The organism is Bowmanella sp. JS7-9, from assembly GCF_004329715.1.
GTDB lineage: Bacteria > Pseudomonadota > Gammaproteobacteria > Enterobacterales > Alteromonadaceae > Pseudobowmanella > Pseudobowmanella zhangzhouensis.
Window position 1 is genome coordinate 97,997 of sequence record NZ_JXSY01000021.1, and the last position, 14,858, is coordinate 112,854.

General features: G+C 51.7%; 14 protein-coding genes and 1 other RNA gene. 12 read left to right on the plus strand and 3 right to left on the minus strand.

The window, feature by feature from the left end; genetic code table 11:
• Positions 1-209: 209 nt before the first annotated feature.
• Both TK45_RS11930 and TK45_RS11935 read left to right on the plus strand, forming a co-directional pair.
• Positions 210-392, plus strand: a complete 183-nt coding sequence (locus tag TK45_RS11930; RefSeq protein WP_131259056.1) for a hypothetical protein — start codon at positions 210-212, stop codon at positions 390-392.
• A gap of 125 nt (positions 393-517) precedes the next feature.
• Positions 518-1,648, plus strand: a complete 1,131-nt coding sequence (locus TK45_RS11935; protein WP_131259057.1) for a MalY/PatB family protein — start codon at positions 518-520, stop codon at positions 1,646-1,648.
• Here TK45_RS11935 and TK45_RS11940 read toward each other — a convergent pair.
• Positions 1,645-3,117 carry a hypothetical protein gene (locus tag TK45_RS11940; protein WP_131259058.1) on the minus strand — a complete coding sequence of 491 codons (1,473 nt, stop codon included), beginning with the start codon at positions 3,115-3,117 and terminating at the stop codon, positions 1,645-1,647. The two genes, TK45_RS11935 and TK45_RS11940, sit on opposite strands and share 4 nt — an antisense overlap.
• Before the next feature lie 148 nt (positions 3,118-3,265).
• Positions 3,266-4,246 (minus strand): calcium/sodium antiporter, encoded by a 981-nt coding sequence (locus tag TK45_RS11945; RefSeq protein ID WP_131259059.1) that lies wholly within the window; start codon positions 4,244-4,246, stop codon positions 3,266-3,268.
• A gap of 121 nt (positions 4,247-4,367) precedes the next feature.
• Here TK45_RS11945 and rnpB point away from each other — a divergent pair.
• The 3 genes from rnpB (at position 4,368) to TK45_RS11960 (ending at position 6,498) form a co-directional block, all read left to right on the plus strand.
• Positions 4,368-4,719, plus strand: an RNA gene (gene rnpB / locus TK45_RS11950) — RNase P RNA component class A.
• Positions 4,720-4,817: 98 nt separating this feature from the next.
• Positions 4,818-5,657: a thioredoxin family protein gene (locus tag TK45_RS11955; RefSeq protein ID WP_131259060.1), complete on the plus strand. Its 840-nt coding sequence runs from the start codon at positions 4,818-4,820 to the stop codon at positions 5,655-5,657.
• A gap of 193 nt (positions 5,658-5,850) precedes the next feature.
• Positions 5,851-6,498, plus strand: a complete 648-nt coding sequence (locus tag TK45_RS11960) for a YitT family protein (RefSeq protein ID WP_217350834.1) — start codon at positions 5,851-5,853, stop codon at positions 6,496-6,498.
• A 3-nt stretch (positions 6,499-6,501) separates the two neighbouring features.
• On the opposite strand, the gene TK45_RS11965 is transcribed toward TK45_RS11960, so the two are convergent.
• Complete coding sequence (locus TK45_RS11965) at positions 6,502-7,137, minus strand: hemolysin III family protein (protein WP_131259062.1); 636 nt, start codon at positions 7,135-7,137, stop codon at positions 6,502-6,504.
• Between the two features lie 308 nt (positions 7,138-7,445).
• On the opposite strand from TK45_RS11965, the gene mraZ reads away from it, so the two are divergent.
• The 7 genes from mraZ to mraY are packed head-to-tail and all read left to right on the plus strand — an operon-like array spanning position 7,446 to position 14,857.
• The gene (mraZ, locus tag TK45_RS11970; protein WP_131259063.1) at positions 7,446-7,904 is read left to right on the plus strand and encodes a division/cell wall cluster transcriptional repressor MraZ; all 459 of its coding nucleotides are present in this window, start codon (positions 7,446-7,448) and stop codon (positions 7,902-7,904) included.
• Positions 7,904-8,839, plus strand: a complete 936-nt coding sequence (rsmH, locus tag TK45_RS11975; RefSeq protein WP_131259064.1) for a 16S rRNA (cytosine(1402)-N(4))-methyltransferase RsmH — start codon at positions 7,904-7,906, stop codon at positions 8,837-8,839. Before mraZ ends, rsmH begins: the two co-directional genes overlap by 1 nt.
• Positions 8,836-9,156 (plus strand): cell division protein FtsL, encoded by a 321-nt coding sequence (gene ftsL / locus TK45_RS11980; RefSeq protein ID WP_131259065.1) that lies wholly within the window; start codon positions 8,836-8,838, stop codon positions 9,154-9,156. The genes rsmH and ftsL overlap by 4 nt, the downstream gene beginning before the upstream one ends.
• Positions 9,153-10,907 carry a penicillin-binding protein 2 gene (locus TK45_RS11985; RefSeq protein WP_131259066.1) on the plus strand — a complete coding sequence of 585 codons (1,755 nt, stop codon included), beginning with the start codon at positions 9,153-9,155 and terminating at the stop codon, positions 10,905-10,907. Before ftsL ends, TK45_RS11985 begins: the two co-directional genes overlap by 4 nt.
• A complete protein-coding gene (gene murE / locus TK45_RS11990) occupies positions 10,897-12,387 on the plus strand; it encodes a UDP-N-acetylmuramoyl-L-alanyl-D-glutamate--2,6-diaminopimelate ligase (RefSeq protein WP_131259067.1) in 1,491 nt (496 codons plus the stop codon). The genes TK45_RS11985 and murE overlap by 11 nt, the downstream gene beginning before the upstream one ends.
• Entirely contained in the window at positions 12,384-13,781 is a 1,398-nt protein-coding gene (gene murF, locus TK45_RS11995; RefSeq protein ID WP_131259068.1) for a UDP-N-acetylmuramoyl-tripeptide--D-alanyl-D-alanine ligase, read from the plus strand. Before murE ends, murF begins: the two co-directional genes overlap by 4 nt.
• On the plus strand, positions 13,775-14,857 hold the full coding sequence (mraY, locus tag TK45_RS12000; protein WP_131259069.1) for a phospho-N-acetylmuramoyl-pentapeptide-transferase: 1,083 nt from the start codon (positions 13,775-13,777) through the stop codon (positions 14,855-14,857). Before murF ends, mraY begins: the two co-directional genes overlap by 7 nt.
• Position 14,858: the final 1 nt, after the last annotated feature.

Consider the following 14,858-nt stretch of genomic DNA (forward strand, 5'->3'; position numbering starts at 1 on the left):
CTATTTAGCTAGAGCAAAGCCAGTGCCAATCTTAAAAAGTGATTAAAAACAATCATTTAATGGATTTTGCCTAATTGGGGCTGGTCAGAATAAACAGAAAAAGTGGCGAAATTAGCTAAGATTTCGTAAAACTTATCGCTCACCTATTAACCCTGCCAAACTTTTTAGGGCATAATAGGCGCATCAAATTTTAATGGTGGTTTACGCACATGTTTGAAGTCATTTTATTTATGCTGTTGGTCGCGGTATTCAGCCTGGGTCTCGGCAGTATCGTTTACGGCATGTTCTTCAGCGATGCACAGGGTGAAGACGTGCTGGTTAAACGCATTGAATTCGGTTACTTAGGCGTTGCTGGTCTGGTTGCCAGCATCGTGCTGTTGTACGCGATGTAAGTGCAACTTTCTGCTGTTAAAAGGCGCCGTTAGGGCGCCTTTTTTGTTTGCGTGGTCCCGTGCATCTAGTGCGCGATGACAAAGTTTGTTAGCGTTAAAAATTCAGTTTTACTCAGGAACCCTGCATGGATTTAGACACTATTACCGACCGCAGTGCGACGTACGCTTTTAAGTGGCAAAAATACCCGGCTGAGCGAGATATTTTACCCTGCTGGGTAGCGGATTCGGAATTCCGTTGTGCGCAACCCATTATTGATGCGCTGCAGCAACGGGTTAGTCACGGGGTATTCGGGTATACCTTGCCTGCACAATTTGCACCGGCGAACCAGGCGGTGGCGCGTTGGTGTGAACGTCAATATGACTGGCACATTCAACAGGACTGGTTAGTCTGGACACCGGGCGTAGTGCCGGCCTTTAACGCCGCCTGTAAAGCATTTTGTCAGCCGGGTGATAAAGTCATCGTACAGGTACCTAATTATCCACCCTTACTGGCAGCGCCGGCATTGAATGGGCTGCAGCGGGTAGATATACCCACTTTGGAGAGTGACGGTAAATGGGTGTTGGATTTTGCTGCACTGGAGCGCGAAGCACAGGATCCTGCCTGTAAGCTATTAATCCTGTGCAACCCCATGAATCCCGTCGGGGGCGTTTTCTCTGAGCAGGACCTGCTCAGGATTGCCGACATATGTACTACACACGGTTTATTGTTGGTCAGTGACGAAATTCATTGTGACTTGATTCTGGACGAGGGTATCAATCATCTGCCGGCCAGTAAGTTAGACGCGCTGCAGGATATTTCGGTTACTCTGATGGCGGCCAGCAAAACGTTCAATATTGCCGGTTTGGGCACTTCCTTTGCCCTGATCCCTAACCCTGCACTGCGCAATCAATTCCGTCAGGCGATGCAGGGCATCGTGCCGTGGGCAAACGTTATGGGGCTTGAGGCCACGGCTGCGGCCTTCACGCGATGTGATGACTGGTATCAGGCGCAGTTGCAATATTTGCGCGCAAACCGCGATTATCTGTATGAACAAATTAATCAGATAGATGGCCTGCGTATGTTGCAACCGGCCGCCACCTTTCTGGCCTGGGTGGATGCGCGGGGACTTAATATAGATGACGTGCAGGCCTGGTGCGAAGCAAAAGGTGTCGGTCCTTCACCGGGTGTGGATTTTGCTGCGCCGGGTTATTTCCGGATCAACTTCGGCTGCCCACGCAGCATGCTCGAAACGATCATAGCCAGACTCAAAGCCTAATTGGACTCCACCTGTGTGCGCCCCCAGAGGTTCTGGTGGCGCTCATCGGAGAAATAGTGATAGGGGTGCCAACAGCGCGGGATGAGATCCTGATTTTTGCGTTCTTCAAAATCAAAACACAGCTTTTCGAGAATTTCTAATAAGCGTTCCCGCGACATTTTTTCCAGCTTGTGTCTGGCTTCAGGGAAATACAGGTTGTACTTGCGACTGATATTGACGTTGTTGCCGTTAGGGTAATACTGCAGGTTGCGGGTGACCCGTCGGCACAAAGGTTCATCGAATTTGGGCGGATACAATCCATTAACCACAGCATATTCATAGCGATCGCCATCGCTGGCATCGGCCGGAATATAGGCAATGCCGAAGCCCTGAGGGAAAATGCCAACAATAGACAGCAGGGCGGCCACGCCGGCTTTGCTGAAACGGCCTGATTCTGCGCCGCGCTTTAAGATCATCATCGCCAGCGGTGTTTGATGCAGCTGATTGTTTTCTTTTGTCGACAGCACCACGGAAGAGTAAATCTGCGGAATCTTAATCAGATCTCCGATATCGCCCTCACCGGTTATCGAACTTTTTATCACGCGCAGGATAAAGCTGAGCCTTAGCTGTTCCAGGCGAACAAATTGATCCCGCTCTTCACGGGAGTTACCCACATAACGTCCGAGACCGATTCCATCGCGCACAAACAACATGGTCTGAATTGAGGTAATTTGCAGTAACTGGGTACGCTCTTCCAGTGACAGGGTGCGGAATTCGTTCATATTCCGATCCGGGCCATGCAGAATGCGCTGTGCATCCGGGTGCATACGCCCGATATCTTGCAGCAAACAGGCCATTATCAGTGGAATTTTAATATCGTCCCGATATGTCGCCTGCGCCATCTCAACATTGCCGTTTTGACTTTGCTTCAGAATGTCGGCGCGGTTTTTAATAAAGGGGTCTTTGATTAAATCGGCGGACAGTAATCGATCCAATAAGCGCAATGACAAACAAGCTTTATACAAATGCTTGGCTCTGCCATTGAGGGTCAGACGACGGCGTCCTTCGTCAGGCTGTATCATAAAAACCGTACCGAGCAACTTGGCTGCTCGGTTGTTTTCCTCGAGAAAGTTAGCGCCGTCCAGCAGGTCGAGAATGTCCAGGCAAACCTGCACCAGTTTATTGCGGCGTTTGATACGTTGATTGTCTATCTCGGTGTGAAAATTCTTCAGCTCGATTTTCCAGCCTTTTATTTGGTCTTCTAAATCGGCAATTACGGGCTTGCGGGTGGTTTTGCTGAGGGTGTCTTGCGCATTTTGAATTTTGGCTTCAATACGGGCAATTTCGGCCTTCTGATCGGGAAGATTCTTATAATAATCGCTGGCCATTTCATAAACGGAGTCGCGCACCGGCGTCGCGTCATGGATGCGTTTTATCAGGTCTTTAATTGAGCGCGTGTACAGAGACTCGCCAATATTCAGAATCGCCACTGCAAAATTCCCGTCGTCAGCACTCAGATATAGTGACCTAAGCTGCTGATTATATTTATTTTTTATTTAAGAATGCCGGGGCGAGGACAAATTGCAGAACGCGCCCGACAGCCATTGTATCGGCAATCGGGCATGAATTTGTACTGTTTTAATTTTGGATAACGTCGAAGACCAGATAGATGTTGTATGCACTGAAGGCTACCAACAGGGCTGCGCCTTCCCAGCGGTTTACTCGTCCGCTGTTGCGGCCGCGCCAGCCAATGCCCATTAACAGCAGCGCAACCAGCAATGCCATCATAGTGCTCCAGTCACGACTGAGCGCGCCGGCGGGAATCGTCTCAATCGGCATAATTGTCCCTGCGATACCAATCACTGCTAGCAGGTTAAACATATTCGAACCCACGACATTCCCCAGCGCAATCTCATGCTCGCCTTTTTTCACCGCGATGACAGACGCGGCTAATTCAGGTAATGAGGTGCCTAGTGCCACGATAGTCAAGCCGATGACCAAGTCACTTACCCCTAACGACTGGGCAATTTCCACTGCGCCCCATACCAGGATGCGCGAGCTGGCGATTAATAAGATTAAGCCAATGACCAGCCACATGATCGCCCGGCCGATTGGCATAGCATGTTCTTCCAGCTCCTGGCTGACTTCCGCTTCCAGTGCGTCGCCCTTGCCCCGCAAGGCAGAGAATGTCGACCAGCCAATCAATGCAAAAAAGCCAAAAAGTAGCAGCAGGGATTCATTGCGGCTCAGGGCGCCATCCATGATCAACCAGCCACACAGCAGGCCAATACCCAGTAACACGGGTAATTCACGGCGCACAATTTTGGAGTGAACGGCAATTGGGACGATCAGAGCGGTGATGCCAACGATCAGGCCGGTATTGACGATATTCGAGCCTAATGCGTTGCCCAGCGCCAGATCCGGATTACCGTCCAGCGCAGCCATGGCAGACACCACCATTTCCGGTGCTGAGGTACCAAAACCCACAATCACCATACCGATGAGCAGCGGTGGCATGCCGGCGTGTTGAGCGGTAGCGGCGGCACCTTCGATGAAACGATCGGCACTCCAGACTAGTAATACAAAACCCAGTAGAATCGCTAACGCGGCTAACAGCATGACATCTCCTCTTAATTCAGCGCGTGATTTTAGCAGTTTTTATCGGCCAATTCTGCTGATGTACGCGCAGTCTGGCGATTTAGTTTGTGCTGTTAGCGCGAAAAACGTAGAATCCGCGTCCGGAGTCGGCCGGGTAATCGCTGCTTCAGCTTGCTGAAGGGGAGGAAAGTCCGGGCTCCATAGGGCAGGGTGCCAGATAACGTCTGGGCGGCGTGAGCCGACGACAAGTGCAGCAGAGAGTAGACCGCCTAAGCGCGCAAGCGCCGGTAAGGGTGAAAGGGTGCGGTAAGAGCGCACCGCGCAGCTGGTAACAGTTTGTGGCACGGTAAACTCCACCCGGAGCAAGACCAAATAGGCTCCCATTACGTACGGCCCGTACGGGGAGCGGGTAGGTTGCTTGAGCCAGCGAGTAATTTCTGGCCTAGATGAATGATTACCCTCGACAGAACCCGGCTTACAGGCCGACTCCGACCTTTCTATCGCACAATGATCCTTTCGGTTATTCACCGGTATAGGCCTGCTTGGCCTTATTGGGTAAAGTAGCGCTAATTTTTCTGATATTGAAATTGCCATGAACCTGGGACCATTCGCCCTGCCCGAGGGGCTGGTAGCACTGTTTGTTTTGATGCTTAGCTGGTTGCTGGCTTTGCGGCTGGTGATGGCGCAAAAGCGGCGCCGCGATGTCATCGTTACGCTGAGCTGGAACGCGCTTGTCATTGGTCTGTTTGTCGCTCGTTTGATTTTTCTGTTCCGTTTTCACGAATTGTACGCCAGCCCGCTGGCCTATCTGGATATTCGTGACGGTGGCTGGCATGTGGAAAGTGGCGTGCTTGCCGGGCTGGGTTATCTACTGACGCAATTGGCCCGGCGTCGCTTGTTGTTTAAACCTTTACTTCGCGCGGGATTGCTGACACTTATCATTGCTGCCCCGCTGACCTGGTGGTGGCACGCTCAGGAAGCCGGTGATTTACCAGATATGCAGGCAACCGAGTTAGACGGCACGCCGGTGTCACTCGCCAGTTTTAAAGGCAAACCTGTGGTGATTAATGTGTGGGCCAGTTGGTGCCCGCCATGCCGGCGAGAAATGCCGGTGTTGATTGACGCTCAGCAGCGTTACCCCCATGTAACGATTCTGCTGCTTAATCAGGGGGAACATCCGGACTCAGTAAGTGAATACTTGCGCGGCATGTCGGCAAGTACTGAGCATGTGTTGCTGGACCCTGCCGCTAACATTAGTAACGCACTTAATGTTGTGGGGCTGCCAACCACACTGTTTTTTGATGCTAACGGGAAATTGATTAGCAAGCGTATGGGCGAGTTTTCCAAAGCCAGTTTGCATGCTTATTTGCGGCAGCTGAGTCCGGATTCGACTACACCAGCCGTTAAAAATAGCAGCATTGATAAGCGGTAACTTTAGTTGCCGTTTTTGCGTGTGACTTGTTAAAAATGAGCGGATTCTTGCGCCGATTTAACATTCTGCTAAACAATCCAAAACGCCAGTTTAACGAAACGCCTCGATCGAGTTTTACGCCCCGGGAATGGGGCTTTTTTGTGTATCGTTACCCAGTAAAATAGGCGCGTTTTTCCAGTTTTGTGGTGATGCCGTGCCTGTTTCCAAGCATAAAATTTACGAAGATGTTCTCGCCCTGTTTTGCGGCGCATTGCTGGTTGCCCTTGGCTTGGCGCTGTTCAAAAACCAGGGACTATTAACCGGTGGCACCGCGGGTATTGCATTACTGGTCGCCAATGTTGTGCCAGTCAATTTTGGCATGGCGTTTTTCCTGATTAACCTGCCTTTTTATTATCTGGCCATCACCCAGATTGGCAAAAGCTTCACCTTAAAGACCTTTATTTCAGTCACTATGGTCTCGGTGTTAGTGGAGAAGATCCCGTTATTGTTGCACGTTGAGGTGGAAAGCCCGGCGTTTGCCGCGGTTGTGGGTGGGTTGTTGATTGGCATGGGCATGCTGGTCATGTTCCGGCATAAATCCAGCCTGGGTGGCATCGGTATTCTGGCGTTTTACCTGCAGAATAAATTCAATATCCGTGCGGGTAAGCTGCAACTGGTCATCGATATGGGCATTCTGGCAGTATCTTTCCTTATTGCCAGCCTCTGGATAGTGGCTTTATCCGTACTCGGTGCGTTAGTGATGAATATGATTGTGGCGGTAAACCATAAACCAGGGCGTTACAATGGTGGTTATGGTCCGGCGGCTGGCGTGATGTCGCAACCACCGGCTGGGCAAAATTAGTCTCTAGACCACAAAGTAATAAATAGAGAAGAAATGGCAGGCACAGCCGCCCATCACGAAGATATGCCAGATGGCGTGGGTGTACTTCTTGTTCTTAGCCACATAAAACAGCACGCCGATGCTGAAAAATAACCCGCCCGCCACGATCAGCCACAAACCGATTCCTTCCATCGCCTGATAAAGCGGGTAGACCAGCGTAACGGATATCCAGCCCATTAGCAGATAAGTAATGACTGATACTTTCGGGAAACGATGACGGGCAATGAGTTTAAATGCCACGCCAGCCACGGCCAGTGTCCATATCAGCACCGTCATGCTAATGCCAAACCAGCCGCCTACAGCCACCAAAGTTAGTGGTGTGTAAGTACCTGCTATCAATAGATATATTGCACTGTGGTCAAATAGCTTAAAAATACCTTTGGCTTTCTGATGGGTCACTGCGTGATAAATCGTTGAGCTTAAAAACATCAGGATCAGGGTAGCGCCATAAATAGCAGATGAGGTGATGGTCAATGCGGAGTCGGCGCGCAGGAGCATAAATACCAAGCCGACGATGGCGGCAATCATGCCGGCACCATGGCTGATGCTATTGAGCATTTCTTCTTTAAAGGAATAAGGAGCAGTGCTGGTTTGGGTCATGGGAAAATATCGGGTGACCAATAATAGAACAACATAGTACCTAAATTTCAGCGTACATGTGTAACACTTTTATGAATTTTTATGCCCGCCGCGGGTGCAGAGTAATTAATTTATTTGTTCAAATACTGAACAGTCCTGACTAATTCCAGCCAATTCAATCACTTCCCCCGAGGCCAGAAAATCCGCCACATTCGGTGGCATAAAAAGCCGATTTTTAGTGCTTGACGTGACATGTGGTGGTAACTACACTGCCATTTGTGGGTAAAAGTGGCATTTTGTGGATCAAATAATACCAAAAGGCGAGGGGAATGTTTCGCGGCGCTAATGCAATCAATCTGGACGCTAAAGGTCGTTTAACGGTACCGACGAAGTACCGACAGGCGCTGCTGGATGATTGTCAGGGGCAACTGGTGTGCACAATACACACCAAGCAGCCCTGTTTGCTGCTTTACCCACTTCCCGAATGGGAAGAAATTGAAATCCGGTTGAGTCGTTTATCCAGCATGGTTGAGCACGAGGCGCGCATTCAGCGTTTGCTGCTGGGCTATGCCACCGAGGGTGAAATGGATAAAAACGGTCGCTTCCTGATCCCTGGACCTCTGCGTGACCATGCTGGTTTAGATAAAGAAATTATGATGGTTGGGCAAATGAACAAATTCGAGCTTTGGAGTGCCGACAACTGGCAATCCCGTATCAAAGCGGATATTGAAACGGAGCAACAGGGTAACTTTGAACCGAGTGAAAGACTGCGGGACTTTGTATTCTGATGACTGGCCAATTCGCGCACCTGTCGGTGTTGCTCGAGGAGTCTCTGGACGCCCTCAATATCAAGCCTGATGGCATTTATCTGGATGCGACGTTTGGTCGTGGGGGGCACTCCCGCGCGATTTTAGGTCGCCTGAACGATAAGGGTCGTCTAATCGCGCTGGATCGTGACCCGCAAGCCATTCAGGCCGCTCAGGCCCTGAGTGACGATGCCCGTTTTCAAATTGTGCATACGCCGTTTTCAGCACTGGCCGATGTAGCCGCTGATTTAGAACTGAGCGGCAAACTGGACGGTATCCTGATGGATCTCGGTGTGTCATCACCTCAGTTGGATGATGCCGAGCGCGGCTTTAGCTTTATGCGCAACGGGCCGCTGGATATGCGTATGGATCCCACCCGTGGCATTAGTGCGGCAGAGTGGTTAAATCACGCTGACGAAGAAGAAATCGCCGATGTGATTAAAACCTACGGCGAGGAAAAATTCGGTAAGCGCATTGCGCATGCCATCGTTAATGTCCGCCAAAGTACCCCATTTACGCACACTGCGCAGCTTGCCAAAGTGATTGATGAGGCGGTGCCGGTCAAAGATAAGTTCAAGCATCCGGCCACCCGCACGTTCCAGGCCGTGCGCATTTATATCAACAGCGAATTAGAAGAAATCAAGACTGCACTGGATGCTGCCGTGAAGGTGTTAGCGCCAGAGGGGCGTCTGGCGGTAATCAGTTTCCATTCGCTGGAAGACCGACTGGTCAAACGTTTTATGCGCGACAAAAGTCAGGGTATGAAGGTGCCGAAAGGCCTGCCACTGACTGACGCGCAACTAAATGCCGGTAAACTGGTGGATTTGGTCGGTAAAGCGATTAAACCCTCTGCGGCAGAAATTAATGCCAATACCAGGGCGCGCAGTTCCGTATTGCGCGTAGCGCAGAAGCGATGAGCAAGTCGAGCGCACGGATTAATTTACCGGTCGTGATCGGGCTGGAGATCCTCCAGCATCCGTGGCGTTTGCTGTTGTTTGTGTTAGTGATTTTTAGTGCCTTCGGCGTCATTCTTAGCGCCCATCACAACCGCCAACTGATTATCGTACATGAATCTCTGATGCAGGAGAGAGACCAGCTGGATGTGGAATGGAGGCATCTCCTTCTGGAGCAAAGTGCCCTGACCGAACATAATCGCATCGAGAGCATGGTGGCCAAGCAGTTAGACATGCATCGGCCGGATCCCAAAGAAGAAGTGGTAGTGAGGATAAAATGAGCCGCGCTACCAAAAAACAACAAGCTGAAGCCAATATCGCGCCACGCCCTTTGCAGTGGCGTTTTCTGCTTGTAGGGGTTGTGATTGCAACAGTCTTTACCGGCCTGGCTGTGCGCGCCGCATATATTCAGGTGATTTCGCCTGATCAGCTAATCGAACAGGGCGATAACCGCACACTTCGTACCCGTACCAGCAGCGTGCACCGTGGCATGATTACCGATCGTAATGGTGAAGAGCTGGCCGTGAGTGTGCCGGTGCAAACTATTTGGGCGGATCCTAAAGTCGTGCACGATCGCGGTGGACTGCAGGATATGCGGCGCTGGAAAGCGCTGGCTCAGGTAATTGGTGACGATGTGAATGCGTTGGTTGAGCGGGTCGCCGATCCCAGCCGCCGTTTCGTGTATCTGCAGCGTCAGGTCACCCCAGCGATGGCGCAATATGTGCAGAAACTGGCTATCCCAGGCATTTATCTGCGTCAGGAATCGCGCCGTTACTACCCAACCGGTGAAGTCAGTGCACAATTGGTTGGCTTTACCGATATCGATGATAAAGGCATCGAAGGGGTTGAGCGCTTATTCAATGATTACCTGACCGGTACGCCGGATACCCGCAAAATTCGTCGTGATGCCAAAGGCCGTCAGGTGGAAATCCTGGATGAAACCCAGGGCGAAGACCCACAGGATCTCTCGCTGACCATCGATCAACGCCTGCAGGCGCTGGCCTACAAAGAAGTGAAACGCGCCATTCAGTTGTACGATGCGGCTTCGGCGTCCGCTGTGGTGGTGGACGTGCACACCGGTGAAATACTCGCATTGGTTAATGCGCCCTCGTTTAACCCCAATAATCGTCGTGGCGTGACGGCGCACCGCATTCGTAACCGCGTAGTTACCGATACGTTTGAACCGGGTTCAGTGGTTAAACCCATGGCAGTGATTAGCGCGTTGGAATATGGCGCAGCCACGCTGGATACCCAGATTGATACCTCGCCCGGTTGGATGCGCGTTGGCGGTTCAATGGTGCAGGATGGGAAAAATAATGGGGTGTTGGATCTGCGCGGGATTATTCAGAAATCCTCCAATATGGGCACATCGAAACTGGCGTTATCAGTGCCCAAAGAGCGTTTTATCGACCTGTATTATGAAATGGGCCTGATTGGCGATACCGGTACCAATCTGATTGGTGAAAGCAGTGGTATTTTCCACGACCGCAGTCGTTGGTCAGAGCATGAACTGGCGGCGTTATCCTTCGGCTATAACCTGGCCGTGACGCCGTTGCAGGTTGCCCGCATGTATTCGATTATCGCCAACGGTGGGATTAAACGACCACTGAGCATCATCAAAGGCACGCCGGTACAGGGTGAGCGGGTGTTGGAAGAACAATACGCGAATGCCATGGTAAGCATGCTTGAATCTGTTGTATTGGATGGTGGCACAGCGCCGAAAGCCGCCGTGCCCGGTTATCGGGTAGCTGGCAAAACCGGAACCAGCCGTAAAGCCGTCGCCGGTGGCTATGGTGAAGAATATGCCAACCTGTTCGTGGGCATTGCGCCGGTGTCTGAGCCCCGTCTGGTATGCGTGGTGTTAGTGGATGAACCAGGTGGCGACCTTTACTACGGGGGCGATACCGCTGCACCGACATTTTCGCGGATTATGGCTGGCGCACTACAAATGCTGAATATTCCCCCGGATGACCGTCCGGTTTCCTCCATTGCGGCGCTTGAACATCAGCAGGAGGGTTTGCATGGCGGTTAATCTGCACCACGTGCTGGCTAAATTTGGCATTCAGGCGCCCGAATTGATGGTGAGTGATCTGGTGCTCAGCAGCCGCGACGTGGATTTACATAAAGTGTTTGTGGCTGTACCCGGACACAATGTGGACGGCCGGGATTTTATTCCACAGGCGGTAAGTTTGGGGGCGCGGGTGATTATTGCCCATACCGATGAACGCGTCCGCCATGGTGAAACGGATATGCGTGAGCATTCGCTGATCGTGCATTTCTATAAACTGGTTGAGCAGCTGAGTCTGCTGGCCTGTGAGTTTTATGACTACCCTGCCAATCATCTGGATATCGTCGCGGTCACCGGCACCAATGGCAAAACCACGACCGCTCAGCTCAGCGCGCAGTTAAGCCAGTTGTGCGGTCAAACGGCCGGTACCATCGGCACGGTGGGCGCGGGTTTGCTGGGTCAACTGAGTGATGTGATCAATACCACCCCTGATGCGGTTAGCATGCAACGCCTGCTGGCTGATATGCGTGCAGCGGGAGCGGGCATGATCAGCCTTGAAGCGTCCAGTCATGCGCTGGTTCAGCACCGCATTACCGCGCTGAAGACCGATGTGGCGATCTTCACCAATCTGACTCGTGACCACCTGGATTACCATGGCACCATGGCCGAGTATGCCGCTGCCAAGCGTATGCTGTTGCGTCAACCCGGGCTCAAGTACGCGGTACTAAACCAACAGGATCCGCAAAGTGCCCGTTGGCTGGCTGAATGCCCCGAGTCAGTTGAGCCTGTCTGGTTTGGACTGGAAGAATGTCTATTCCCAGGGCAGCGTTTCTGCGTCGCTAAACAGGTGACGTTCCATAGCGGCGGTAGCCAAATTCAACTGCACAGCAGTTGGGGTGACGCCAGTTTCAATAGCCCGCTGATTGGTCATTTCAATGTACTCAATCTGCTGGCAGCCATTACCGCACAGCTATGTCTTGGTAAACCCTTTACCCAACTAATGCAGGTAGCAGAGCGAGTTCAGGCCGTCGCCGGTCGGATGGAATTATTTAGTGCACCCGGCAAAGCGTCCGTGATTGTTGATTACGCCCATACCCCGGATGCATTGGAACAGGCTCTGACTGCCGCACGGCGTCATTGCAGTGGAAAACTGTGGTGTGTGTTTGGCTGTGGTGGCGATCGAGATAAGGGCAAACGCCCGCAAATGGGTGAAATTGCCGAACGTTTCGCCGATGGGGTGATGTTGACCAATGACAACAGTCGTTCAGAGGATCCGCAAACCATCGTGCAGGATATTTTGGCCGGCTGTCAGCAACCCGAAGCGGTCAGGGTCGAACTGGATAGAGCCACAGCGATTCAACAATGCCTGCTGGCATGTAACGAACAGGATGTGATTCTGGTGGCAGGTAAAGGCCACGAGGATTATCAGATAATTGGTAACACGCGATTGAATTATAACGAACGAGAAATAATTGCAGGTTTATTAGTGAGGGAAACAGCATGATTCCGGTATCACTGACATGGATCTCAGAGCAGCTTGATGGTCAATTAAGCGGTGCGGATATAACTATCCAGGGTGTGAGTACCGACACGCGCACCATCAAACCAGGTGACCTGTTTATTGCCCTGGTGGGGCCGAATTTTAACGGTCATGAATTTATCCCGACCGCTTTGGAAAAAGGCGCCGCTGCGCTGATTATCTCAGAGCCTCAACAGGTCAACGTGCCAACAATTGTGGTGCACGACACCCATAAGGCATTAGGTCAGTTGGGGGCGGCTATCAAAGCCAAAGTGGCGCCGAAAACCGTTGGGATCACCGGCAGTAGCGGCAAAACGACGGTTAAAGAAATGGTTGCCGCTATTTTAGCGCGCCGCGGTAATGTGCTGGCCACTGACGGTAATTTTAATAATGACATCGGGGTGCCACTGACGTTACTGCGTCTGGAGCAACAGCATGAATATGCGGTGATTGAAATGGGCGCCAATCATTTGGGGGAAATTGCCTACACCACCCAACTGGTTAAGCCGGATGCGGCCACTATCGTCAATGCCGCTGAAGCTCATTTACAAGGATTTGGCAGTTTGCTCGGCGTTGCGCGGGCGAAAAGCGAGATTTTTCAGGGCCTGAATAGCGCAGGCGTGGCAGTGCTAAATGCCGATAGCCAGTTTCATGATTTCTGGGCAACCAAACTAACCGATATCCAGGTTCAGCGATTCTCATTGCAGCAAAACGCTGACTTCTGCGCGCGTCGCGCGACTCTGGGGGCTGATGGGTGCGCAAGTTTTGAACTGGTTACGCCGCAGGGGAATGCGTGGGTCAATCTGGTGTTGCCGGGTATGCACAATGTAGGCAATGCGCTGGTAGCTGCTGCGTTGGCGATGGCCGTCGGTGCTACGTTGGATGACGTGCAACTGGGGCTGGAAAACATGCGCCAGGTAAAAGGCCGCACCAATGTGTATCAGCTTACTTCGCAAGTGCGTCTGCTGGACGACACCTACAACGCCAATGTGCTGTCGGTTAATGCCGCCATCGATCTGCTGGCCAGTTACCCGGGTCAGCGCATTCTGGTGCTCGGTGATATGGCTGAGCTAGGCGAAAAAGCCCGTTTTTACCATGAGCAGGTTGGCGAATATGCCCGAAATAAAGGGCTGGAGTTGTTGTTTACCCTGGGTGTGCTTAGCCAGCATGCCAGCACGGTATTTAACGGCAACGGCCGTCATTTTAGTGACATCGATACGCTGATAAGTGAACTTGAGTCACGATTGCTCGACAGCGAATTGCCAATCACAATTTTGGTCAAGGGCTCGCGTAGTGCACGCATGGAAAGAGTGGTAGATGCCATTCGGGAGTCACGCGTGGGAAAGCTTGAATTTAACCCGGAGGCCATCGCATGTTGATATGGCTGGCCGAATGGCTACAACAATTTGACGCAAGTTTCCGCGTCTTTCAATACCTTACCATGCGGGCTATTCTGAGTACGCTGACGGCGCTAGGGATCGCTATTTTTATGGGTCCATGGATGATTCGTTCATTGCAGCGCCTGCAAATCGGTCAGACCGTGCGTAATGATGGCCCGCAGTCCCATTTATCCAAATCCGGTACACCGACCATGGGCGGCGTACTGATTCTGGCTGCGATTATCAGCAGTACACTGCTGTGGGCAGATTTGGCCAATCGTTATGTTTTAACCACGCTGTTCGTCATCGCCAGTTATGGCTTAGTCGGCTTTGTGGATGACTACCGCAAAGTGATCCGTAAAGACAGCAAAGGTTTAATCGCTCGCTGGAAATACTTCTGGTTATCCGTGGTCGCCGTGGCGGTCGCGTTTTTCCTGTATAGCAGCGCCCATACCGAAGCAGAAACTGCGTTGATTGTGCCGTTTTTCAAAGATGTGATGCCTCAGCTTGGTGCGTTATATCTGGTCATGACCTATTTCGTGTTAGTCGGTACCAGTAATGCGGTCAACCTGACAGACGGGTTGGACGGCCTAGCGATTGTGCCAACTATTCTGGTCGCCGGCGCGTTTGCGGTGTTCGCCTACGCCAGTGGTAACGTGAATTTCTCCGCGTACTTAAATCTACCCCATTTGCCGCTTACCAGTGAGTTGGTCATCGTGTGTACTGCGATTGTTGGTGCTGGTTTGGGATTCCTGTGGTTTAACACCTATCCGGCCATGGTGTTTATGGGCGATGTTGGATCGCTGGCACTGGGCGGAGCATTGGGCATTATCGCTGTGCTGGTGCGCCAGGAACTGGTGTTGCTGATCATGGGCGGCGTATTTGTGATGGAAGCCTTGTCGGTCATCCTGCAGGTGGGCTCCTTTAAGTTACGGGGCAAGCGGATTTTCCGCATGGCACCGATTCACCATCATTACGAATTAAAAGGCTGGCCAGAGCCGCGTGTGATCGTGCGCTTCTGGATCATCTCGCTGATGTTAGTGCTGGTAGGGTTAAGCACCCTGAAACTGAGGTAAG

Excerpts from the sequence above, each read along its gene's own strand:
- TK45_RS11930 (WP_131259056.1), top strand. The coding sequence starts at position 210 with ATGTTTGAAGTCATTTTATTTATGCTGTTGGTCGCGGTATTCAGCCTG.
- TK45_RS11935 (WP_131259057.1), top strand. The coding sequence starts at position 518 with ATGGATTTAGACACTATTACCGACCGCAGTGCGACGTACGCTTTTAAG.
- TK45_RS11945 (WP_131259059.1), bottom strand. The coding sequence starts at position 4,246 with ATGCTGTTAGCCGCGTTAGCGATTCTACTGGGTTTTGTATTACTAGTC.
- TK45_RS11955 (WP_131259060.1), top strand. The coding sequence starts at position 4,818 with ATGAACCTGGGACCATTCGCCCTGCCCGAGGGGCTGGTAGCACTGTTT.
- TK45_RS11965 (WP_131259062.1), bottom strand. The coding sequence starts at position 7,137 with ATGACCCAAACCAGCACTGCTCCTTATTCCTTTAAAGAAGAAATGCTC.
- mraZ (WP_131259063.1), top strand. The coding sequence starts at position 7,446 with ATGTTTCGCGGCGCTAATGCAATCAATCTGGACGCTAAAGGTCGTTTA.
- rsmH (WP_131259064.1), top strand. The coding sequence starts at position 7,904 with ATGACTGGCCAATTCGCGCACCTGTCGGTGTTGCTCGAGGAGTCTCTG.
- ftsL (WP_131259065.1), top strand. The coding sequence starts at position 8,836 with ATGAGCAAGTCGAGCGCACGGATTAATTTACCGGTCGTGATCGGGCTG.
- TK45_RS11985 (WP_131259066.1), top strand. The coding sequence starts at position 9,153 with ATGAGCCGCGCTACCAAAAAACAACAAGCTGAAGCCAATATCGCGCCA.
- murE (WP_131259067.1), top strand. The coding sequence starts at position 10,897 with ATGGCGGTTAATCTGCACCACGTGCTGGCTAAATTTGGCATTCAGGCG.
- murF (WP_131259068.1), top strand. The coding sequence starts at position 12,384 with ATGATTCCGGTATCACTGACATGGATCTCAGAGCAGCTTGATGGTCAA.
- mraY (WP_131259069.1), top strand. The coding sequence starts at position 13,775 with ATGTTGATATGGCTGGCCGAATGGCTACAACAATTTGACGCAAGTTTC.